This window comes from Nonomuraea sp. NPDC001699 (genome assembly GCF_053596455.1).
The window spans coordinates 637044-659402 of sequence record NZ_JBSFGF010000002.1 but is presented as its reverse complement, the minus strand read 5'-3'; the positions used below and the strand labels follow the sequence as shown (position 1 = coordinate 659402).

The 22359-nt window shown below is 71.8% G+C and carries 17 protein-coding genes; 11 read left to right on the top strand and 6 right to left on the bottom strand.

The window, feature by feature from the left end; all coding sequences use genetic code 11:
• The first annotated feature begins 27 nt into the window (after window positions 1-27).
• The 6 genes from ACWCSU_RS08610 to ACWCSU_RS08585 all read left to right on the top strand — a co-directional run bounded on the left by ACWCSU_RS08610 (window position 28) and on the right by ACWCSU_RS08585 (window position 8013).
• Window positions 28-3270, top strand: a complete 3243-nt coding sequence (locus ACWCSU_RS08610; protein WP_449934502.1) for an NACHT N-terminal Helical domain 1-containing protein — start codon at window positions 28-30, stop codon at window positions 3268-3270.
• A gap of 240 nt (window positions 3271-3510) precedes the next feature.
• Window positions 3511-4437, top strand: a complete 927-nt coding sequence (locus tag ACWCSU_RS08605) for a hypothetical protein (protein WP_449934500.1) — start codon at window positions 3511-3513, stop codon at window positions 4435-4437.
• A gap of 78 nt (window positions 4438-4515) precedes the next feature.
• The gene (locus ACWCSU_RS08600; RefSeq protein WP_357701263.1) at window positions 4516-5115 is read left to right on the top strand and encodes an Rv1733c family protein; all 600 of its coding nucleotides are present in this window, start codon (window positions 4516-4518) and stop codon (window positions 5113-5115) included.
• An 80-nt stretch (window positions 5116-5195) separates the two neighbouring features.
• The gene (locus ACWCSU_RS08595) at window positions 5196-5438 is read left to right on the top strand and encodes a dsRBD fold-containing protein (RefSeq protein ID WP_449934497.1); all 243 of its coding nucleotides are present in this window, start codon (window positions 5196-5198) and stop codon (window positions 5436-5438) included.
• A gap of 83 nt (window positions 5439-5521) precedes the next feature.
• The gene (locus ACWCSU_RS08590) at window positions 5522-6412 is read left to right on the top strand and encodes an aminoglycoside phosphotransferase family protein (RefSeq protein WP_449934495.1); all 891 of its coding nucleotides are present in this window, start codon (window positions 5522-5524) and stop codon (window positions 6410-6412) included.
• Window positions 6413-6501: 89 nt separating this feature from the next.
• Complete coding sequence (locus ACWCSU_RS08585) at window positions 6502-8013, top strand: aldehyde dehydrogenase family protein (protein ID WP_449934493.1); 1512 nt, start codon at window positions 6502-6504, stop codon at window positions 8011-8013.
• A 54-nt stretch (window positions 8014-8067) separates the two neighbouring features.
• On the opposite strand, the gene glnII is transcribed toward ACWCSU_RS08585, so the two are convergent.
• The gene (gene glnII / locus ACWCSU_RS08580; protein ID WP_357701270.1) at window positions 8068-9087 is read right to left on the bottom strand and encodes a glutamine synthetase; all 1020 of its coding nucleotides are present in this window, start codon (window positions 9085-9087) and stop codon (window positions 8068-8070) included.
• 206 nt (window positions 9088-9293) lie between these two features.
• Here glnII and ACWCSU_RS08575 point away from each other — a divergent pair, with 206 nt between their 5' ends.
• Both ACWCSU_RS08575 and ACWCSU_RS08570 read left to right on the top strand, forming a co-directional pair.
• Window positions 9294-10748 (top strand): LLM class flavin-dependent oxidoreductase, encoded by a 1455-nt coding sequence (locus ACWCSU_RS08575; RefSeq protein ID WP_449934490.1) that lies wholly within the window; start codon window positions 9294-9296, stop codon window positions 10746-10748.
• A 14-nt stretch (window positions 10749-10762) separates the two neighbouring features.
• Entirely contained in the window at window positions 10763-11941 is a 1179-nt protein-coding gene (locus ACWCSU_RS08570) for a TerC family protein (RefSeq protein ID WP_449934488.1), read from the top strand.
• Here the strand turns inward: ACWCSU_RS08570 and ACWCSU_RS08565 are convergent.
• Genes ACWCSU_RS08565 through ACWCSU_RS08555 form a run of 3 tightly spaced genes read right to left on the bottom strand, consistent with a single transcriptional unit; the run spans window position 11928 to window position 17142 of the window.
• Window positions 11928-13388: an MFS transporter gene (locus ACWCSU_RS08565; protein WP_364089685.1), complete on the bottom strand. Its 1461-nt coding sequence runs from the start codon at window positions 13386-13388 to the stop codon at window positions 11928-11930. The genes ACWCSU_RS08570 and ACWCSU_RS08565 overlap by 14 nt on opposite strands.
• Window positions 13389-13415: 27 nt before the next feature.
• Window positions 13416-16454, bottom strand: a complete 3039-nt coding sequence (locus tag ACWCSU_RS08560; RefSeq protein WP_449934486.1) for an AAA family ATPase — start codon at window positions 16452-16454, stop codon at window positions 13416-13418.
• Between the two features lie 10 nt (window positions 16455-16464).
• On the bottom strand, window positions 16465-17142 hold the full coding sequence (locus ACWCSU_RS08555) for an LptM family lipoprotein (RefSeq protein WP_357701280.1): 678 nt from the start codon (window positions 17140-17142) through the stop codon (window positions 16465-16467).
• 262 nt (window positions 17143-17404) lie between these two features.
• Between ACWCSU_RS08555 and ACWCSU_RS08550 the strand changes: the two genes are divergently transcribed.
• Window positions 17405-17740, top strand: coding sequence for a carboxymuconolactone decarboxylase family protein (locus tag ACWCSU_RS08550; protein ID WP_357701282.1), 336 nt, complete (start codon window positions 17405-17407; stop codon window positions 17738-17740).
• On the opposite strand, the gene ACWCSU_RS08545 is transcribed toward ACWCSU_RS08550, so the two are convergent.
• On the bottom strand, window positions 17700-18857 hold the full coding sequence (locus ACWCSU_RS08545) for a PQQ-dependent sugar dehydrogenase (protein WP_449934482.1): 1158 nt from the start codon (window positions 18855-18857) through the stop codon (window positions 17700-17702). The genes ACWCSU_RS08550 and ACWCSU_RS08545 overlap by 41 nt on opposite strands.
• Before the next feature lie 46 nt (window positions 18858-18903).
• Between ACWCSU_RS08545 and ACWCSU_RS08540 the strand changes: the two genes are divergently transcribed.
• Complete coding sequence (locus ACWCSU_RS08540; RefSeq protein WP_357701286.1) at window positions 18904-19656, top strand: SDR family NAD(P)-dependent oxidoreductase; 753 nt, start codon at window positions 18904-18906, stop codon at window positions 19654-19656.
• A gap of 111 nt (window positions 19657-19767) precedes the next feature.
• On the opposite strand, the gene ACWCSU_RS08535 is transcribed toward ACWCSU_RS08540, so the two are convergent.
• Window positions 19768-20979 (bottom strand): ABC transporter ATP-binding protein, encoded by a 1212-nt coding sequence (locus ACWCSU_RS08535; RefSeq protein WP_357701288.1) that lies wholly within the window; start codon window positions 20977-20979, stop codon window positions 19768-19770.
• A gap of 174 nt (window positions 20980-21153) precedes the next feature.
• On the opposite strand from ACWCSU_RS08535, the gene ACWCSU_RS08530 reads away from it, so the two are divergent.
• The gene (locus ACWCSU_RS08530) at window positions 21154-22242 is read left to right on the top strand and encodes a LacI family DNA-binding transcriptional regulator (RefSeq protein ID WP_357701290.1); all 1089 of its coding nucleotides are present in this window, start codon (window positions 21154-21156) and stop codon (window positions 22240-22242) included.
• Window positions 22243-22359: the final 117 nt, after the last annotated feature.

The following is a 22359-nucleotide window of genomic DNA, read 5'->3' as shown; positions in this document are numbered from 1 at the left end:
CCGGAAAGATCGTCTTATATAGAAGGCATGCCGGGCATCGAGGCGGCCCTGACCGCTGCTGGGAAGAGCATCGCTGAACGTGCCATGCGCGAATGGCTGGCCACCCGGGCCGCGCGCAAGGACCGTACGAGTGAGCTGAAGGATCTCGTCCAGAGCGGGTTCCGTGACCGGCTGGCGCCACGGAAGATCGACAACCAGCTCCAGGGCATCGCGCTGGCCGTCGAGGGCCGGCTGTCGCGGCTCGTCGAGCAGGAGTTCCGCGGGCTGGACGAGTCCGCGCGGGCCGCCGTCCTGCTGGAGGCCGTGGCCGCGCTGCGCGCCGCCGACCTGTCGGACGAGGCCCTGTTCGAGTCGGACGCCGACCCCGCCAAACTCGCCGGACGCATCCTGGCGGCCCTTCCGGAACCCCGCCTCGGGGAGGCCGAGGACCGCCTGTACGCCGTCCTGCTCGCCGAGTCCGTCGACTGCCTGGTCGGCCTCATGCGTCAGCTCCCCCAGTACCTGCCGCGCGCCGCCACCGAGACGCTGGGCCGGCTCAGCAGCCTGGCCGAGGGCGTCGAACGCCTGCTCGCCAGGATGCCGCAACGCACGCTGGAGGCCCCCGAGGGCACCCAGGACGACGCCGCGTTCGCCCGCCTCTACCTCGGTTTCGCCAGCCGCACCCTCGACGAGGTCGAGCTGTTCGGCGTCCGGGTGGAGACCTACCGTCCGCGCACGTCGCTGAGCGTCGCCTACATCAGCCTCAACGTCTCCTCCGGCGAACGCGGCCCGCGCACGCCGGAGCGGCTGTCGGTCGCCGCGCTCACCGGCGGGCACCCCGCCGAGCGCGGCACCGAGCGCATCGAATCGGCGCTCGGCCGCTCCAGGCTCACGCTGCTGCGCGGCGACGCGGGTTCGGGCAAGAGCACGCTGCTGCGCTGGCTGGCGGTCACCGCCGCGCGCGGCGGCTTCTCGGGCGACCTGGCCGCCTGGAACGGCTGTGTGCCCCTGATGATCAAGCTGAGGAGCCATTCGTCAGGACGGCTGCCCGCGCCCGCCGACTTCCTCGACGACGTCGCGCGGGAGGTCGCCGGCCGCATGCCGCGCGGCTGGGTGGAGCGCGTGCTGGCGTCCGGCCGCGGGCTGCTCCTGGTCGACGGCGTGGACGAGCTGCTCGTACGGCACCGGCCGGCCGTACGGGAGTGGCTGTCGCGGCTGCTGGCGGCCTTTCCGGAGCTGCGCGTCGTGGTGACCTCCCGCCCGACCGCCGCCGACGCCCGCTGGCTGGCCGACGAGGGGTTCGCGGCGGCCACGCTGGAGCCCATGACGCCCGACGACCAGCGGGAGCTGATCCGTCAGTGGCACGTCGCGATACGCGACTGCCCGAGCTTGCCGTGCGACCCCGGCGAGCTGGAAGGCTACGAGGTCGCCCTGCTGGCCAGGATGGAGTCCAATCCGCACCTGGGCGTGGTCGCCTCGACCCCGCTGCTGGCCGCCATGCTGTGCGCGCTCAACCTCGACCGCCGCACCCAGCTCCCGCGCAGCCGGATGGGCTTCTACGACGCCGTGCTCGGCCTGCTGCTCGAACGCCGCGACGCCGAGCGGCGGATCGACGACGACGTGTCCCTCGACCCCGGCCAGAAGGTGTGGATCCTGCGCGACCTGGCCTGGCGGCTGGTGTCGATGGGCCGTTCCGAGTTGTCGAAGGCGACCGCGCTGCGGCGGGTCGAGCAGAAGCTCGGCTCGATGACCCGCGTCTCGCACACCGCCTCCGACGTGCTCGAACACCTGTTACGCCGGAGCGGCGTGCTGCGCGAGCCGGTGCCCGGCCGGATCGACTTCGCGCACCGGACCGTCCAGGAGTACCTGGCCGCCGGGCAGCTCGTGGAGGACGAGGACGTCGAGGCGGCGGTCGAGCGGGCGCACCTGGACCAGTGGCGCGAGGTCGTGGTGATGGCCGCCGGGCACGCGAACGGCCGGCTGCGCGGCGAGCTGCTGAGCGGCCTGCTGGACCGCGCCGACCAGGGCGGCAAGCACGCCCGCAGGCTGCGGCTGCTGGTGGCGGCGTGCCTGGAGACCGTCCAGGAGATCCCGGCCGGGGTGCGCGACCGGTTCGAGGCGTGCCTGGCGCAGGTGGTCCCGCCGCGCACGGAGGAGGAGGCGACCCTGCTGGCGGCGGCGGGCGAGGAGATCCTGCGCCGCCTGCCCCGCGACCTGACGGGCCTGCCGGCGAGCCGCGCGGCGTGGACGGTCCGCACGACGTTTCTGATCAACGGCCCGGAGGCCCTGGACCGCCTGGCCGGCTACGCGTCCGACCCGCGGTGGCAGGTGCGGGAGCAGCTCCGCCAGGGCTGGGAGTACTTCGACGCCGACGTCTACGCCCGGCGGGTCCTGGCCGACATGGAGGACGTCACCTTCTCCAGCGCCCGCCATCTCCGCAGCGCCGCCCTCCTGAAGGCGTCCGAGGTGCTCGTCACCGTGCCCACCCCTCTCCCCGACCTGCGATTCCTCCGCGACATGCCCCAGACGCAACTGCTGAGCGTGCAGGACGCCCCGATCCGCTCCTTGGACGGGGTGGCGTCGCTGCCCCGGCTGACCGAACTCGGCCTGCACTTCTACACCACGCCTCACGCCGTGGACCTCGGCCCCCTGGACGGGTCGCCGCGTCTGCGCACCATGCGGCTCTGGGGAGTCCGGCTCGACGATCCGGCCTTCCTCGACCGTCTGCCGCGCCTGAGGGAGCTCGTCCTCGACCTGCGCGACGACGACCGGGACGCCTGGCACGCGCCGCTCGCCCGGCAGGACCAGCTGGAGTCACTGCACCTCCGGCGCGACGGCCTGCCGATCCCCGGGACGGTCTTCGCCGGGATGCGGCGACTGGAGAAGCTGTGGCTGGACGGCGTCACGGAAGCCGGCGCCTGCCTCGACGCCGCCTCCCTGACCTGCCCGTCCGTCGCCGACGTGTCCCTCGACGAGGTCGGCGGGCTCGATCTCGCGGCACTCGGCCGCTTCTCCCTGACCCGCCTCCGCCTGCGCCACTGCCCCGCCCTGACGGATCTCACCCCGCTGTGCGGGCAGACGCGGCTCTCCTCCCTGACCCTGGCCGTGTGCCCCGGCGTCACCGACCTGTCCCCGCTCGCCGCTCTGCCCGGGCTGCGCAACCTGAATCTGTTCCTCATGCCCGCCGACCTCGACGTGAGCCCGCTGGCCGGGATGCCGGGGCTCACCGTCCAGCTCGGGCGTACGCAGCGGGTGGTCAACGGGGACGGTGTCAGGGTCAGGAGGCTGTGACGCCCGGCGGTCGGTGGGGCCGCTTTAACTACCCGGAATTTCGTGCTAAACGTGGCAATATCCCGTTCGGAGTTCCCATCAACCGGCCATGCCGGCCTGGCGCCCTGCTCTGATCACCGTCCAGGCCGTCGTCACAGAACGTCACAGAACTTGCACGGCGTACGCGTTCACCCCCCCAGGACGCCCGGCGCCCGCCCGCGTGCGGGCGCCGCCTCCTGCTGGACGAGAAGGGGAACCACCATGACCCTGCCCCTCGCCGCCACCCCCGCCGTCGAACCCGCGCCCGCCCGCCGCCGCGGGCTCGTGCTGCTGCTCAGCGCCCTCGCCGGATTCCTGCTGACCGTCGTGTGGTCGGCCGAGTTCGTGGACCAGACGATCGGCTCGACGGTCGCCGACACGATGCTCGGCCACGACGCCGACGCCACCCCCATCGCCGGGACGCTCTCCGGCATCGTGTTCGCCTTCGCCTCCGGCCTGGCGGGCTCGTTCACCGCGTGCAACATCGCCGCGCTCGGCGCGGTCGCGCCCCTGGTCGGGGCCAGGCCGTCGGTCGGCGCCCGGATCCGCGGGACGCTGCGCCCGCTCGGCTGGCTGGCGGCCGGCGCGCTGACCGTGTCCGGCGCGTACGGCGTCGTGGTGGGCATCGTCGGCACCTCCATGCCACAGTTCGCCACGGCCAGACCCGCGCCGGGCACCCTGTCCCCCGGCCTGGTCCAGGCGATGGTCACGTTCGGGCTGATCGGGCTGGCCTTCCTCTACCTGGGCCTGGCCGCGCTCGGCTACCTGCCCGACCCGCTGTCCCGCCACCCGAGCGCCCGCATGGCCGTCATGGGCGCGCTGATCGGCGGCTTCCTGATCGGCCGCCCGTTCCCGCTGTTCCGCCAGCTCTTCAGGGACGCCGCCGAGAGCCACTACCCCCTGTACGGCGCGCTGGCCTTCATGCTCCAGTCGGCCGGCAACATCGTCGTCATGGCGGTCCTGTTCATGCTGCTCGCCCTGGCCACCGGGGGCCGCGCGCACCGCTGGCTGACCGCGACCCCGGCCCGCCTGGCCCTCATCACCGGCGCGGCGCTGGTCGTGGCCGGGGTCTTCACCCTTCTGTACTGGGACGTCCGGATCCTGGCCCGCCGCGACCTCATCTGGTACCCGACGGCGCCCTGGAGCTGAGCGGCGCGGCAGCCCGCTTCCTGGCGGGCTACCCGCCGTTTCTGCGGGAAGGAGGAAGGTGACCGTGGGAGGTGCGCGATGAGGGCCGTCATGAACGCCGCGATGCTGCGGATCCGCAGGCACCGGCCGGACCGCAACCCGTTGCGCCGCCGCTCCGACCGGCTGGAGAGCGCCGGGCTGGCAGTGGCGGTGCTCCTGGTCCTGCTCAGCGTCTGGCCGGCGGTGCTGGCCGGCCGGGTCGCCTACGAGGGCGGCCTGCGCGACGCCCGCGTGGGCCCCGGCCACCGCCAGCAGGTGACCGCGACGGTGCTGCGGGAGCCGCGGCCTGTGCGGCCGGGGTTCGGCGAGGCCGCGACCTCCACGGTGCCGGCGAGCTGGACCACTCCGGCGGGCTCGGTCAGGACCGGGCAGGTCCAGGTCCCGGCCGGTACGCGGGCGGGCCAGACCGTGCCCCTGTGGATCGACCCCGAGGGCGACCCGACGACGCCGCCGGCCCGCCACACCGACGTGGTCCTGCGCGGCGTGGGCCTGGCGGCGTTCGTCCAGGTGCTGGCGTGCCTGCTGGTGCTGGGGGCGGTCGCGGGGCTGCGCCGGCTGCTGGACCGGCGCAGGTACGCCGACTGGGACGCCGCCTGGCTGCGCGCCGACGACCGGTGGCGCCGTCCTCGCCGCCCGTAGCCGGGCCATCCGGTTTACCGCCGTACGTCCGGGCAGCCGTACGGCGGAGGAGGCGAGAGATGGAAGCCAAGGAGTGGACCGTGCGGATCCGACTCGCCGAGGACGGCGACGACACTTCGGCACGGGCGGTCCTGACCACCCCGGAGGGCACGACGGCCGAGGGCGCGGGCCACGCCCGCCGCAACCCCGCCGACCCGTCCATGCCGGTGGTCGGGGACGAGCTGGCCGTCGCGCGGGCGCTGGCCGACCTGGCCGGCCGGCTGGCCGGCGAGGCCCGGCACGAACTGGGTGACGGCGGCCCGGTGCCGACCCGGTCCTGGTGAGGGCGGAGGCGGCGAAAACGGTTTGACGCGCCCGCCCCCGGCCCGCTGACATGGGCCGGACTGTACGGACCGAGGGGGAGCGCATGGGCGGCAGGATGCACGCGGACGAGGCCGACATCGACGAGGCCCTCGTGCGGCGGCTGCTGGCCGCGCAGTTCCCGCGCTGGGCCGGCCTCCCGCTGCGCCGCTTCCCCTCCTCCGGCACCGTCAACGCGGTCTTCCGGCTCGGCGACGACCTGGCCGTCCGCCTGCCGCGCGTCGGGAACGGCGTCGGCGACGTCGCCAAGGAGCGGCGGTGGCTGCCGCTGCTGGCCCCCGCGCTGCCCGTCCCGATCCCCTCGGTGCTCGGCCAGGGCTCGCCGGGAGAGGGTTTCCCCTGGCCGTGGTCGGTGTGCCGGTGGCTCGACGGCGAGAACCCGGAGGCGGGCGCGCTCTCCGGCGCCGAGGCGCTGGCCGCCGACCTGGCGGCGTTCGTCGCCGCGCTGCGCGAGGTCGATCCCGCCGGCGCCCCCGACGCCTACCGGGGCGGCCCGCTGGCCCGTCTCGACGACGCGACCCGGGCCGCGATCGGCGAGCTCGACGGCCTGATCGACACCGCCGCGGCCACGGCGGCCTGGAAGGAGGCGCTGAGCGCGCCCGGATGGCAGGGCGGGCCCGTCTGGGTGCACGCCGACCTGATGCCGGGCAACCTGCTGGTCCGCGACGGGCGGCTGAGCGGGGTCATCGACTGGGGCACGCTCGGCGCGGGCGACCCGGCCTGCGACCTGATCCCGGCCTGGAACCTGCTGCCGCCCGCCGCGCGCGAGGTCTTCCGCGCCGCGCTCGGCGTCGACGACGCCACCTGGGCCCGCGGGCGCGGCCGGGCCCTGTCCATGGCGCTCATCCAGCTCCCCTACTACAAGGACACCAACCCGGCCATGGCGGCCAACGCCCGGCACGTGATCCGCGAGGTGCTCGGCCGGCCCGTACGCTGACGGGATTCTTGGGTTTTTTCCGGCGAGATGATTGTCTGTCCGGAGGAACTACGAGGAGGCCACCGGTGAGCCGTCAGATCGTTTCAATCGTGGGTGGGAAGGACACCACCGGCGAGAGCGTGTACGAGTCGACCAACCCCGCCCGCCCCGGCGAGGTCGTGGCCCGGGTCGGCCTGGCCGACGCCGCCGCGTTCGCCGCCGCCTGCCGCACCGCCAAGGAGGCCCAGCGCGAGTGGGCCAAGGTGCCGGCGCCGGTGCGCGGACGGGTGATCGCCTCCATCGGGCGGCTGGTCGAGGCCAACGCCGAGAGCCTGGCCCGTCTGGTCACCCGGGAGATCGGCAAGCCGTACGCCGAGGCGCTGGGCGAGGTGCGGGAGATCGTCGACACCTGCGACTTCTTCCTGGGCGAGGGCCGCAGGCTCTACGGTCAGACCGTCCCCTCGGAGATGCCGGACAAGAACCTGTTCACCTTCCGCAACCCGGTCGGGGTGGCCGCGGTGATCACGGCGGGCAACTTCCCCGTGGCCGTGCCCTCCTGGTACCTCGTGCCCGCGCTGCTGTGCGGCAACGCCGTGGTGTGGAAGCCCGCCGAGTACGCCGCCGCCTCCGCCGAGGCCATGTACCGGCTGTTCGCCGCCTCGGGGCTGCCCGACGGGGTGCTCAACGTGGTCTTCGCCGACGGCGCCCAGACCTTCGCGGGGCTGGAGCTGGCCCTGGAGGAGGGCAGCGTGCACAAGGTCGGCTTCACCGGGTCGAGCGAGGTCGGCAGGAAGGTCGGCGAGCTGGCCGGACGCCACCTGCAGTCGGCGTGCCTGGAGCTCGGCGGCAAGAACCCGATGGTGATCATGCCGGACGCCGACCTCGACCTGGCCGTCGAGGGCGCGCTGTTCTCCGGCTTCGGCACCGCCGGCCAGCGCTGCACCAGCCTCGGCACGGTCATCGTGCACGAGAGCGTGCACGACGAGTTCGTCGAGCGGTTCGCGCGGGCGGCCGGGGAGGCCAGGATCGGCGACCCCGAGCAGGACGTGCTGGCCGGCCCGCTGCTCGACCAGAAGTTCGCCGACCGGTACGAGGAGTACCTGACCTGGATCCAGCCGCACCACGAGGTCGTCTCGGGCCGCACCGGCAGGATCACCAAGGACAACCCGCGCGGCGACTTCGACGGCGACGGCGGCCTGTACTACCACCCGGTCATCGTCGACGGCGTGCGCCCCGGCGACCGGCTGTTCCTGGAGGAGACGTTCGGCCCGCTCGTCGGCGTCACCACCTTCACCACCCTGGACGAGGCCGTCGAGCTGGCCAACCGCCCCGGTTACGGCCTGTCGAGCTCGATCTACACGACCAACCCCAAGCACGCCTTCCGCTTCCGCGAGGGCATCTCGGCGGGCATGGTCAGCGTCAACAACTCCACCTCCGGCGCCGAGGCCCACCTGCCCTTCGGCGGCAACGGCAAGTCGGGCAACGGCAGCCGCCAGTCGGGCGTGTGGGTGCTCGACCAGTTCACCCGCTGGCAGGCGATGAACTGGGACTTCTCGGGCCGTCTGCAGAAGGCGCAGATGGACGTGGCGGAGATCGTCCCGGATCTGGAGTTCCGGATCTGAGAAAGGCGAAGCCGCCCCCGGGCGCCGGGGGCGGCTGTCACGCGTACGGGCGGATCAGACCTGCCCGGCCTTCTCCAGGGCCGCGCAGCAGGTGTTCACCAGCAGGCGGGTGACCACGTACGGGTCGACGTTGGCGTTCGGGCGGCGGTCCTCGATGTAGCCCTTCTTGTCCACCTCGACCTGCCACGGGATGCGTACGGACGCGCCGCGGTTGGACACGCCGTAGGTGTACTTGTTCCACGGGGCGGTCTCGTGGTGGCCGGTCAGGCGCAGCTCGATGTCGGCGCCGTACTGGGAGACGTGCTCCATGGGCTTGTCGCCCTCGCCGAGCGACTCGCAGGCGGTGATGATGGCGTCGTAGCTCTCGCGCATGGCCTTGGTGGAGAAGTTGGTGTGCGCGCCGGCGCCGTTCCAGTCGCCGCGGGCGGGCTTGGCGTCGAGGGTGGCCTCGACGCCGAACTCCTCGGCCGTCCGGTAGAGCAGGTAGCGGGCGACCCACATGTGGTCGGAGACCTCAAGGGGGCCGGCCGGGCCGATCTGGAACTCCCACTGGCCGGGCATGACCTCGGCGTTGATGCCGGAGACGGCCAGGCCGGCCGTCAGGCAGCGGTCGAGGTGCAGCTCGACGATGTCGCGGCCGAACACGGCCTCGGCGCCCACACCGCAGTAGTAGTGGCCCTGCGGGGCGGGGAAGCCGCCCTCGGGGAAGCCGAGCGGGCGGCTGCCCTTGAAGAAGGTGTACTCCTGCTCGATGCCGAACCAGGACTCCTGGTCGGCGTACCGCTCGGCGATCGGGCGGAGCAGAGCGCGGGTGTTGCTGGAGTGGGCCTGCCCGTCGATCTCCTCGACCTCGCACAGGACGAGCACGTTGTCGCCGCCGCGGATCGGGTCGGGGCAGGTGAACACCGGGCGGAGCACGCGGTCGGAGGCGTGGCCCTGGGCCTGGTTGGTGCTGGAGCCGTCGAAGCCCCAGACCGGAGGCTCGGCACCGTCGGCCAGGATCTTCGTCTTAGAGCGCAGCAGAGCCGTGGGCTCGGTGCCGTCGATCCAGATGTACTCAGCCTTGTAGCTCACGGTGTTCCTTTCGGGATTTCTCTCAGCCACGCCGAGTCTTATGGACGGCCATTTCCCGGTTTTTGCCCGAATGTGAACGCCGTGTTAATCGTGCCGCCAACCGTGTCCTTATTAGGGGGTAAATCCAATAAGGGCGGTTAGCTGGGGCAGGTCGGCCGTCCGGGGGACGGCGGCCGTACGACGATCGAGGCCGGGGGATGATGATCATGGAGGATGTCTGGTTCGGCGCGTTCCTCGCGCCCGAGGCGGCGGGCGCCGACCGGGTGATGCGCCACGCGGAGCTGGCCGACCGGCTGGGCCTGGACCTGGTCGGCGTCCAGGACCACCCCTACCAGGCGGGCTTCCTCGACTCCTGGACCCTGCTGGCCTCGATCGCGCAGCGCACCGAGCGCGTCCGGCTGGTGCCCGACGTGGCCAACCTGCCGCTGCGCCCGCCCGCCGTGCTGGCCAGGGCCGCCGCCTCGCTCGACGTCCTCAGCGGCGGCCGGGTGGAGCTGGGCCTCGGCGCGGGCGCGCTCTGGGACGCCATCGCCGCCATGGGCGGGCGCCGCCTCTCCCCCGGCGAGTCGATCGACGCGCTGGCCGAGGCGATCACCGTCATAAGGGCGCTGTGGACGCCGGGCGACCCGGTGACCTTCTCCGGCGCCCACCACCGCCTGGAGGGCGCGCGGCCCGGCCCGTTCCCGCCGCACCCGATCGGGATCTGGATCGGCGCGACCAGGCGGCGGATGCTGGAGCTGACCGGACGGACGGCCGACGGCTGGCTGACCTCCTCCTTCCACAGCCCGCCCGACGCCGTGACCGCGCAGGCCAAGATCATCGACACGGCCGCCGAGAACGCCGGACGCGACCCGGCCTCGATCCGCAAGGTCTACAACCTCTGCGGCAGCCTGTCGCCGCTGCGTGGTGCGGGCTTCCTCGACGGCCCGGCCGCCCTGTGGGCCGAGCAGCTCACGGAGCTGGTGTTCGAGGCGGGCATGAGCGGGTTCGTGCTGGCCCCGGGGGTGGAGGCCGAGCGGGACCTGCGGGTGTTCGCCGAGGAGGTCGCGCCCGCCGTGCGGGAGGCCGTGGCCGGGGAACGCGGCCGGCCCGCGCCGGAACCGGTCCGGCGGCCGGTGCTGATCCCCGACCTGGACGAGGCCGGCCGCCCGAGGACGGCGGAACGCGCCCCCGGCCCCCTGCCGCCCGGCCAGGCCCGCCCCTGCCGCCGCCTGGTGGACGTGCACGACGGCTACCGCGCCCAGCTCCGCCAGGTCAGGGACGCCGTCGAGCAGGTCGCGGCCGAGACGGCGGCCCCCCACCCGGACGGCGGCCGGCTCGCGGTGCGCCAGAACCACTGGACGCTCGGCGTGTTCTGCGCGACCTTCCGCCGCCTGCTGACCGTGCACCACGACATCGAGAACGACCGGACCTTCCCGGCCCTCACCGAGCACGACCCCGCCCTGGAGCCGGTGGTCAAGAAGCTGGAGCAGGAGCACGAGGTCATCGCCGAACTGCTGGCCCGCCTGGACCGGGCGTGCGCGGAGCTGATCGCCGACCCGGCCAGGATCGACCGCGTGCGGGCCGGCGTCGAACGGCTCTCGCAGGCCCTCGCCTCGCACTTCGCCTACGAGGAGGAGGAACTGGCCGAGGCCGTCGGCCACCTGGAGATCGGCCTCTAACCCGAGGAGCCGTCGTGGACGTGTCCGCGCCCGTGTGGTGGCTGACGATCCTGGGGATCGCCGGCCTGCTGCTGTTCGACTTCTTCTTCCACGTACGGCGGGCGCACGTCCCCACGCTGCGCGAGGCGGCCGTCTGGTCGAGCCTGTACGTCGGAATCGCGCTGCTGTTCGGCGTGGGCGTGTGGGCGTTCGGCGGCGCCGAGCCGGGCGCGGAGTACTTCGCCGGGTACGTGACCGAGAAGGCGCTGTCGGTCGACAACCTGTTCGTCTTCCTCGTCATCATGGCGAGCTTCCGGGTGCCGCGCGCCGACCAGCAGAAGGCCCTGCTGTTCGGGATCGTGTTCTCGCTGATCGCCCGGACCGGGTTCATCCTCATCGGGGCCGCGATGATCGAGACGTTCGCCTGGGTGTTCTACGTCTTCAGCCTGATCCTGCTGCTCACCGCGGGCAACCTGCTGCGGCCCGAGGGCAGCGAGGGCCACACCGACAACTTCATGGTCCGCCTGGCCCGCAGGGTGTTCCGCGCCTCCGACACCTACGACGGCGACCGGCTGTTCACGGTGCGGGACGGCAGGCGGGTGATGACGCCGATGTTGCTGGTCATGGTCGCCCTGGCCGGCACCGACGTGCTGTTCGCGCTCGACTCCATCCCGGCCATCTTCGGCCTCACCCAGAACGTCTACCTGGTCTTCACCGCCACCGCCTTCTCCCTGCTGGGGCTGCGCCAGCTCTACTTCCTCATCGACGGCCTGCTCGACCGGCTCATCTACCTCGCCTACGGGCTGGCGGTCATCCTGGCCTTCATCGGCGTCAAGCTCGGGCTGCACGCGCTGCACGAGAACAACGTGCCGTTCGTCAACGACGGCGAGCCGGTGAACGTGACCGAGATCAGCACCGGGCTGTCCCTGTCGGTGATCGTCGGCGTGCTGCTCGTCACCGTGGCCGCCTCGCTGGCCAGCCCCCGCGGCCGGGCGCAGAACGTGCTGTCGGCCGTGCGCCGGCACGCCCAGGACTACCTCGACGTGGAGAAGGACCCGGCGCGGCGCGAGGAGGTCTACCGCGACCTGCTCGCGGCCGAGGCGCGGCTGGGCGAGCTGCCGGACCGCCAGCGGGCCCACGCCGCCCGGGACGAGTCGCTGGCGGCCCTGGTGGCCCGGGCGCACGCCGAGCACGACGCTTCTACGTCTGGGTGACCTGACGGGAGGTCAGCGGCGCCGCGATGTGCTCCAGCGGGGTGCGCTCCGCCTTCACCCCGAACGCGATCTCCACCAGCCCCGCCGCCACCATCATCGCCGCGCCGAAGCAGTAGCCGTAGAACAGCCTGGTCGGGTCGGGGTTGTGCTGGTCGCCGATGAGCGAGGCGAAGACGGTCGGGCCGAACGCCCCCGCGACCTGCCCGAGCGCGAAGAAGATCGCGATGGCCTGGGCCCGCAGCTCGATCGGGAAGATCTCGCTCACGGTCAGGTACGCCGAGCTGGCCGCCGCCGAGGCGATGAAGAAGATCACCGACCAGAGCACGGTCTGCGTGACCGCCGTCAGCAGCCCCTCCTTGAACAGCCACCCGGTCACCGCCAGCAGCAGCCCTGAGGCGATGTACGTGCCCGAGATCATCTGCCTGCGCCCGACCGTGTCGAACAGCCTCCCCAGCAGCAGCGGCCCGAGCAGGTTCCCGGCCGCGAAGGCGAACATGTACTGCGGCACCGAACCCGCCGGGACGCCGTAGAAGTGCGTCAGCACCAGCGCGTACGTGAAGAAGATGGCGTTGTAGAGGAACGACTGGCAGATCATCAGCGTCGCCCCCAGCACCGAACGCTGCGGGTAGGTGCGGAACAACGTCCTGGCGACCTGCGACAGCGGCGCGTGGTGCTCGGGGACGACCTCCAGCGCCTGGTCCTGCGGCACCGGCTCCAGCCTGACCCGGTCCTCCCGCTCGACCTCCCGCTCGATGCGGCCGACGACCTCCTCGGCCTCCTCCTCGCGGCCGTGCGTCATCAGCCAGCGCGGGCTCTCCGGCAGGTGCCTGCGCAGCCGCCAGATGGCCAGGCCGATCACCGGCCCGACCACGAACCCCAGCCGCCAGGCCCAGTCGGGGTCCAGCGGCCCGCCCGGGTGCAGCAGCAGGAACGTGGCCGAGGTCGCCAGCAGCGACCCCAGCCAGTACGTGCCGTTGATGGCCAGGTCGACGTGGCCCCGGTAGTGGGAGGGGATCATCTCGTCGATGGCGGAGTTGACGGCCGCGTACTCGCCGCCGATGCCCGCCCCGGCCACGAAACGCAGCAGCAGGAAGCTCCACAGGTCCCACGACAGCGCGGTCAGGCCGCTGGCGACCAGGTAGATGCCGAGGGTGAGGATGAACAGCTTCCTGCGGCCGAGCCGGTCGGACAGCCAGCCGAAGTAGAGCGCGCCGACCACCTCGCCCATCAGGTAGACGGTGGCCGACAGGCCCACCTGCGTGGAGGTGAAGCCGAGCGTGTCGGGGCGCTGCAGGAACGCCCCGACGTTGCTGGCGATGGTGATCTCCAGCCCGTCGAGCACCCAGGCCACGCCGAGCGCGATCACCAGGCGGGTGTGGAACGGCGCCCACGGCAGGCGGTCCATCCGGGCGGGGACCAGGCTGCGCACGACGCCGTCCTTGCTCATGTCTCCCTACTCTAGGTGACCGGACGATCACCCGTCGGCGCGGGCGCCGTTGCCGTTGCCGTCGTAGCCGAGCAGTCGCATGGCCGTGTCCGGGTCCATGGCCGCGGCCAGGAGCTGGGCCCGCCGGTGGGCCTCGTCGCGCTCGCGTTCCGCCTTGGCCTGCGCCGTCCGTACGCCCCTGACCGCCACGAACGCCAGCCCGGCGCCCACGATCACCCCGACGACCACGACGAACAGCAGGAGCAGCAGGGCCGGCGAGGCGAGCGCGGGAGCCGCCGCGACGCCCGCGCCCGGCGCTGTGCCGGACCCTGTGATAGGCGCTGTGCCGAACACCGTGCCGAACACTGTGCCGGTCACCGCGAGCCCCGCGATGAGGGCCAGCGCGATCAGGCCGAGCAGGCTGGCCACGACCAGCCAGACCCGCCCGGCACGCCGCCGCCGCCGGGGCCCGGGGACCGCCACCGGGGAGCCCACCAATGGAACCGTGCCCGGAACCGTGCCCGGAACCGCGGCCGACGCCACACCCGCTACCGGGACCGCGGCGGGTCTCGGGCCGGGCGACCAGGGCACGAACTCGGGCCGGTCCACGGCCTGCGCCACCCCCTGGTCGAGCCGGGCGACCTCCGCCGTGATCACCTGCGCCACCGCCGTGCCGGCGCCCGCCGCCGGAGCGGCGAAGGCCGCCGCCCGTGGCTCGGCCCGCTCCTCCACCGGGCCGGGCAGCTCGCGATCGATGCGGCTGTGCTCCTTGTGCGCCCTGGCCGCGTCGTGGTGGTAGTCCTCAAGCTGCTCGTAGAGCTCGTCGGAGGCGTAGATCGTGCCGTTGACGAGCGGTCCGGGCTCCCTGCGGATGACGGCCACCACGTCGTCGCCATTGAGCGTCTTGTGCGTCTCCAGCGCGTGTGCCAGGCACAGCACCTCCCTGCGGTGCTCCTCCAGCAGCCGCTCGGTCTTCTCCAGCAGCCGCACCAGGTTGAACTCGATCCGCTCGCCCAGCACGTCGGGCGTCAGGTCGGGCTGGGCGCGCACCGGCTCGCGCTCGGTGATGCCGATGCCGCCGCCCGCGCCGCCCCGGCCGCGCACGGACTTGCCGCCGTGGATGTCCAGCTCCTGGAGCGCGGGCAGCGAGGTGACGCCGGACCCCATCCCCCAGTACGACTCCATCAGCGCGGTGAGGAACGTGGCCGCGTGCAGGTCGCCGGAGACGCCGGAGGAGTTGTCCTCGCCGAAGAACATGCGCTCGCCGGCCAGCGAGGCCAGGGAGACCATGATGTCGGCCTCGTACTCGGACTTCCAGCGGGTGAACTGGTCCTCGGGCTTGATCGAGGCGACCATGCCCAGGTAGTCGGCGCCCTTCTCGATGGTGGCGATGTCGATCTCCAGGTGGAACCGGGTCACGTACGCCACCACCGCGTGGCACGCCTCGTGCACGGCCACCGCGTGCCGCTCGCGCTCGATGTACTCGACGTCCTCGGGCGGGCCGAGCTGCTTGAGCCGCTTGGCGCGCAGCACGTCCGACCAGGTGATGACCTCCCGCCCGTCGCGGATGGCGGTGATCAGCGACTCGTTGACCAGGTCCTTGATCGTGGCCCCGGTCGCGTACGGCGTGATCGTGGCCAGCTTGTCGACCTGCTCCTCGGTGAGCTCGTGCTCGACCTTGTCGAAGTAGCCCTGGTACGTCCGGACCCGTCCGGCCTTGGACGGGTAGCCGACCTTGTAGATGCGGTCGATGCGGCCCGGCCGCAGCAACGCCTCGTCCAGCGCGTCGGGCCGGTTGGTGGCCATCATGACGAGGATGCGGTATTTGGGCGGCGGCTTGGGCCGCATCCCGAGCAGCCGCCTGACCAGCCGGTTGAAGAAGCCACGCGGCTTCTTGAGCCCGGACAGCTCGGTGAGCAGCGCCTGGAGGGTGCCGGGGTCGCCGCTGTTCATCATGCCGCCACCGGCGAAGAAGCGCTCGCGCCAGGTGCCCGGCGGGTCGTCGGCCTCGCGCCGCCCCTTGAAGGCCAGCACCGAGCGGGTCTCCTCCGACAGGTACGTCATCCCGTGGCAGCCGGAGTGCGCCGAGAAGCCGCCCTGCCCGGGAGGCCCCTGCTGGGCCAGCTTGCCGCGCTTGCCGAGCGAGTCGGCCTCGTCGAAGAAGACGATCACGCCGCCGTACCGCAGCGCCAGCTTGCGCAGCTTCCTGAACAGGCCCTTGACCTTCAGGATGCCGATGCCCATGAACATGTTCGTGAAGGCTCCCGGATCCACGAACACGTACGGCTTGCCGGTCTCGCCGGCCACGGCCTCGGCCATCAGGGTCTTGCCGGTGCCGGGCGGGCCCCACAGCAGCAGGCCGCTGGGCACGTATCCGCCGCGTCGCTCGATCTCGTCGGGCCGCTCCAGGAAGACGATGTTCTCCTGCACCCGCTCGACCACGTGGTCCTGGCCCCAGACGTCGGCGAAGCGGGTCTTGATGTCGTCGGGGAAGTACGTCTCCACGCCGCCCCTGGACAGGAACCAGAACAGGCCGACGAACTGGATGATGACGAAGAAGAACAGGAAGACGATCTGCATCAGGAACGGCAGCGCCTGCCAGATCAGCGTCGGTGCCTGCAACAGGGCGACGAACGGGCTGACGTCCAGCACCGCCCCCGCCACGAGCGCGGTCAGCGTGACGAAGAAGGCGATCTTCAGGGCTCTGGAGATGCGGTACCTGGTCCAGTCGTCGAAGCGCCGGTGCGTCCACCGTTCGAACCCGCCGAAGACCTTCTGGCTCCAGAACCGGTGGTAGCCCGACCAGTGCTCACTGACCAGGAAGTGCAGTTGCCGCGCGGCCTCGGCGCCGAGCAGCCAGAAGATCCACTGGTACTCGTAGCCGATCTTCTGTGCCGCCTCGGGGAAGGTCACCACGCCCGTCCAGTCGGCCATCACCTTCCAGGTGAGGATCAGGTAGGCCAGGACCAGCGCGACGAGGAACTTGCTCCGGTCCCAGAACTGCATCTTCTTCCTGGTCACGGAGTCCGGGTCGGAGGGCCCGCTGCCGGGGGCGCGCAGCCCTTCGTGCTGAACGGTGGTGGTCACTGGCGCTCCCTCATCCGGGCACCCGGAGCAGCTTGAAAGAACCCGCGATCTTGTCGAACTCGGCGCCGCGGTCGCGGAAGCAGGTCGCCTGGCAGCCGATGAGCATGACCGAGACCGTCGCGCCCTTCTCGTCGAGGATCGCGGTCTGGTCGAACGTCTGGACGCCGAGGCCGATCTGGTAGTTGAAGCGCACCCGTACGCCCTTGGCGCCGTCGTCCAGAATGAGCACGTCGTCGCTGAGGAGCTCGAAGTTCGCGAACATCGGCGGCCGGCCGGTGGTCGTGACCTTCTGCTCGTACAGCTCGCGCATCGTGTCGGTCACCGGCAGGACGAAGTCGCGCAGCCGGTTGAGCGAGATCGCGTCGCGCTGCTGCTCGGTGAGTTTGTGCACGGTGGCGTACACGAAGGGGTCGGACGAGCTCAGCAGGTGGTTGACCGACGGCTCGGACGACTGGTCGAACGCCGTGGACCAGACCCGCTGCGCGCGTGTCGCCGCCGCCAGCGAACCGGGTTGGTCACCCGTCAGATACAGTTCGATCGGATAGGCGTTGAGCTGGGTGAACGAGGCGGGCACCTTGAAATAGGTGGTGCCTTCCCTGTCCCGTACGTAGGTGAAATCCGGCTGCCCGCAGGCCGACAGCATGAGGATCGCGACCATGAGCGCGATCCAAGCCCGTGTCTTTTTCACCAGGGCTTACCTCCGCTTTACGGACCAACGCAGTTGTTGTGCCCGCTTTCATGCGGAATGAGGCCGGATGCGCGCTGAGAAATCTTGACCAAATCTTGGCCATTGATTGGCTTTACTTGTTACAGATCGACAAAACATGGTATGCGCCAGGCCGCCACACTCTACGGTCGCCCGGGATACAACGTTCCTGCAACCCCCATTGGTTCACCACAGGAAGTAGCAAAGGATATGAGGACGCCCATCCCGAGCCTCGGAGCGCACCATGAAAGAACCCGCGACGGAGACCGTGGACTCCTTCGGCATGACGGCTGAGCGGCAGTTCGCCGACCTGTGGTCCAGGACCGCCCTGTCGGTCAAGGAGCGCCGGCTGCTCCTGCTCGGGCTGCTCGTCGGACAGGGGCTCGACGACATGACCGGCGTGCAGCTCGACGTCGCGCTGCGTGCGGGCGACCTGAGCGAGACCGAGCTGCGCGAGGTGGTGGTGTTCCTGACCCACTACGCCGGATGGACGCGCGGATCGCGGCTCAACGACCAGGTCGAGGAGCTGATCGAGCGGGTCAGGCAGGCTCGATCCGGTAGAGCGGACCCCGCAGGCTGAGCGCGTACAGCTCGCCGTCGAGCCCCTCCCCGAACGACGAGAGCTGCTCGACCCTGCCGATCTCGGCCGCCTTCGACGGCTCGCCCGCGGGCGCGGCCCTGACCCAGCCCGCGCAGAAGTCCCCGTACAGGAAGCTGCCGCGCAGCCAGGACAGCGCGGCGCCGCGGTAGACGTACCCGGCGATCACCGAGCAGTTGCCGTCCTTGTGCAGCGGGTAGGTGATGACCGGCTCGGTCAGGCCGCGGCCCGTGCCGCCACGGAAGGGCCGCTCGCCCTCGCGCAGGTTCCAGCCGTAGTTCTCGCCGCCCTTGGAGGCGGCCGGCTGGTGGTCGACCTCCTCCGCCGAGTCCTGGCCGACGTCGCCGATCCACAGGTCGCCGGTCCGCCGGTCGAAGCCGAACCGCCAGGGGTTGCGCAGGCCGTAGGCCCAGATCTCGGCCCGCGCGCCGTCCTTGCCGACGAACGGGTTGTCCTCGGGCACCTTGTACGGCCTGCCGCGCGGGTCGATGCGCAGGATCTTGCCCAGCAGCGTGCCGAGGTCCTGGCCGTTGCCCTGCGGGTCGCCCGCGCTGCCGCCGTCGCCGAGCCCGACGTAGAGGTGGCCGTCGGGGCCGAAGGCGAGCTGGCCGCCGTTGTGGTTGGCGTAGGGCTGCTCCTGGGTGAGCACGTCGCGCCGGCCGGTGGCGCGCCGGCCGTCGAAGGCCCATTCGGTGACGTGGGTGGCGCCGCGCGCGTCGGTCCAGTCGAGGTAGAGCCAGCGGCCCGAGGGATGGAAGGCCACGCCGAGCAGGCCCTGCTCGTTGCCGCCGCTCACCTCGCCCGACAGGTCCACGACGACGTCGCCGTCGGTGGCGCGCAGCCGGCCGCCCTGTTCGGCGACGTAGAGCCGCTCGTCGCCCACGCGCACGGCGAGGGCGACCGGCCGCTCGAACCGGCCGAGCTCGCGGAAGCGCACCTGCCCGGGAGCGCTCTTCGGTTCCGGGCTCGCCGGCGTGGAGGCCCGGGCGGAGGCCGGCGGGGCGGGCGGGGCGGAGGACACGGTGGCCGGGCCGGGTGGCGGCGAGGCGGCCGAGCAGGCGGTGAGGGCCAGGAGGAGCACGGCCGCGAGGGGGCGCACGCCGTCCATACTCGCACGCCTGATCGGGGACGTTAAGGTTCAGAGCATGCCTACCGCATTGATCACGGGCGCCACCGCCGGCATCGGCGCCGCCTTCGCCCGCCGCCTGGCCGCCGACGCCTGCTCGCTCGTCCTGGTCGCCCGCGACGAGCGGCGGCTCGTCCAGGCCGCTGACCAGCTCAAGCTCAGGTACGGCGTGAACGTCGAGGTGCTGCCCGCCGACCTGGCCACCGAGGAGGGCCTGGCCAAGGTCGAGTCGAGGCTCCGCGACGGCGTCGACCTGCTGGTGAACAACGCCGGCTTCGGCCACCCCGGCGACTTCCTCAAGGTGCCGGTCGCCGACGAGCTGCGCATGCTCAAGGTCCACTGCGAGGCCGTGCTGCGCCTTACCCTGGCGGCGCTGCCCGCGATGCGCAAGCGCGACCGGGGCGCGGTGATCAACGTGGCGTCGGTCGCGGCGTTCTTCTCGCGCGGCACCTACAGCGCGTCGAAGGCGTGGGTGGTCAACTTCAGCGAGTCCGCGGCCAACGACGTGCGCAACCCGCGGATCAAGATCATGGCGCTGTGCCCCGGTTTCGTGCGCACCGAGTTCCACCAGCGGGCGTCCATGGACACCTCGGGCATCCCCGGGTTCCTGTGGCTGAAGGCCGACAACGTGGTCAGGGACGCCATGCGCGACCTCGCGCTCGGCAAGCGGGTCTCGGTGCCCGACCTGCGTTACAAGGCCATCGTCGCGATCGGCAAGCTGGTGCCGCACAACCTGGCCGGGCGCGTGTCGGCCAGGCTCGGCCGCCGCTGACGCCGGGGCGTACGACAAAGTGGGCCCCCGCCGCGGGAGGGGGTCGCGGTGGGGGCCCGGGACGGCCGTGAGAAACTCACGGCCGGGAACCGGCAGATCCGGCTGGACCTGCTAGCGGTTGGCCTCGTGACCGATGGCCAGGCCGCTCGTCGGGTCGAAGAAGTGCAGGTTGTGCGTGTCCAGCACCAGGTCGATGCGCTGGCCGGGACGCGCGTGGCTGCGGGCGTTGACGCGGGCCGTCCACAGGGACTTGTCGCCCACGAGCGGCAGCGCCGCCTCCTCGTCGTCGCCCGTGTCGGCGGCGGCGACGGTGTCCTTGTGCTCGACCGGCGGGGCGTCGATCAGGAACAGCACGTTGATCTCGGAGCCCAGCTCCTCGGTGACCTCCGCCTTGACGGGCAGGGTGGCCCAGCCGTTGGCGTGGTTGCCGGCCGAGTTGGCGTCCTCGAAGTCGGACGGGCGGATGCCGAGGATGACCTTCTTGCCGATGTACTGGTCGAGGCCCGGCTTGTCGGCGAACGCCGAGTCGGGGATCGGCAGGCTGATGTCGGCGAAGCGCACGGCCGCGCCGTTGTCGCGGACCAGCTCGGCGGTGACGAAGTTCATCGAGGGCGAGCCCATGAAGCCGGCGACGAACAGGTTGACCGGCTTGTCGAACAGGTTCTGCGGGGTGTCGACCTGCTGGAGCAGACCGTCGCGCAGGACGCAGACGCGGTCGCCCAGGGTCATGGCCTCGACCTGGTCGTGGGTGACGTACACGGTGGTGACGCCGAGGCGCTCGTGCAGGGTGTTGAGCGAGGCGCGCATGGAGACGCGGAGCTTGGCGTCGAGGTTCGACAGCGGCTCGTCCATGAGGAAGGCCTGCGGCTCGCGGACGATGGCGCGGCCCATGGCGACACGCTGGCGCTGACCACCGGACAGGGCGGCCGGCTTGCGCTTGAGGTAGGTCTCCAGGCCGAGCATCTTGGCGGCCTCGTTGACCCGCTTCTGGATCTCCGGCTTGGGCATCTTGCGGAGCTTGAGGCCGAAGGCGAGGTTCTCCTCGACCGTCATGTGCGGGTAGAGCGCGTAGTTCTGGAAGACCATCGCGATGTCGCGGTCCTTGGGCGGCAGGTGGTTGACCACCTTGTCGCCGATGGCGATCTCGCCGCCGCTGATGTCCTCCAGGCCGGCGATCATCCGGAGCGCGGTCGACTTACCGCAACCCGATGGGCCCACCAGCACCATGAACTCGCCGTCCTTGATCTCAAGGTTCAGCCCGTTCACGGCCTTCACGCCACCGGCGTAGATCTTGTCGACGTTCGTCAGAACGATGGATGCCATGACATTCCTTCGCGCTCCAGGGCGATCGGCCCGGATGTTGGTTCTCGGTTCCCGTGGATACGTTTTCACGTATCTCACCCGAAACGGACATCGGTGTCAAGGGGTACCGCGTGACCAGCCCTTGTGGGAACGGTGACCTTCCAGTGGGACGGAATCCATGATGGAATCGTTTCCATGGAGAAGCGGGCGACGATCAAGGATGTGGCCGAGGCGGCCGGCGTGGGCGTCGCGACCGTGTCCCGGGTGTTGTCGGGCGGCTCGGCCAGCCCCAGCACCAGGGAACGGGTCCTGGCCGTCGCCGCCCAGCTCGACTACCGGCCCAGCGCGCTCGGCCGCAACCTGCGCCAGCGCCGCACCGGCGGCCTCGGGTTGCTCGTGCCCGACCTCACCGACACCTTCTACGGCCAGCTCTCCGAGGGCGTGCTCGCCTGCGCCCGGTCGGCGGGCGAGCCGGTCGTGCTGGGCTCGACGGGCGGCGACCCCGAGCAGGAGGCCGAGCTGATCGGCATGCTCCTCGAACAGAGCGTCGACCGGGTCATCGCGGTGCCCTCCGGCGACGCCGAGACGTGGGCGCCGGTGATCAGGGCGGGCATGACGGTGGTCTTCGCCGACCGCCTGCCGCCCGAGGCCGGACGCGAGGAGGAGCACGACCGCGACCCCGCCGAGAGCGCGCTCGACGATCTCATGCTCCTCGACGGCGTGTCCCCCCGGGGGCGCGTCCCCGAGGTCGCCGCGCGTCCGCCGGACGTGCCCGCCGTCCTGGCCGACGACCGCGCCGGCATCCGCACGGCCGTGCGCTACCTCAGGGGCCTCGGCCACCGGCGCATCGCCTTCCTCGGCGGCCCGGGGCACGACCGGCGGGCCGACGCCTTCCGCGAGGCCGTGGGCGCGCCGGTCGACGAGGAGCTGGTGGTCTTCGGCACCGGCAGCCGCGACTCGGCGTACGCCGCCGCCTCGGGCCTGTTCCAGAGCCGTCCCGACCTGTCGGCCGTCGTCGCGGGCGGGAACGTCCTGGGCGAGGCCGCCGTGCTGGCCGCCCGCGAGCTGGACCTGCGGGTGCCGCGGGACGTGTCGCTGGTGATGTACGACGACGTGCCCTGGGCCGAGCTGTGCGCCCCGCCGCTGACCGTGATCGCCCAGCCGGGGCGGGACATGGGGTACCGGGCGTGCGAGCTGGTGCTGCGCGAGGGCACCCGGCGGGCCCGCTCGGTGGTCCTGCCCACCGAGCTGATCATCCGGGGGAGCTGCGGCCCTCGCAGGTGAACGAGGGCTCCCGTACCTCTCAACCCCGTAGTACCTCAGAGCTACGCGGAAGGTGCATCCTCCAGCGGGAAGCCGACTACAAGGCGTGATCCCTACCTTCGGTGCCGGAAGGAAGAA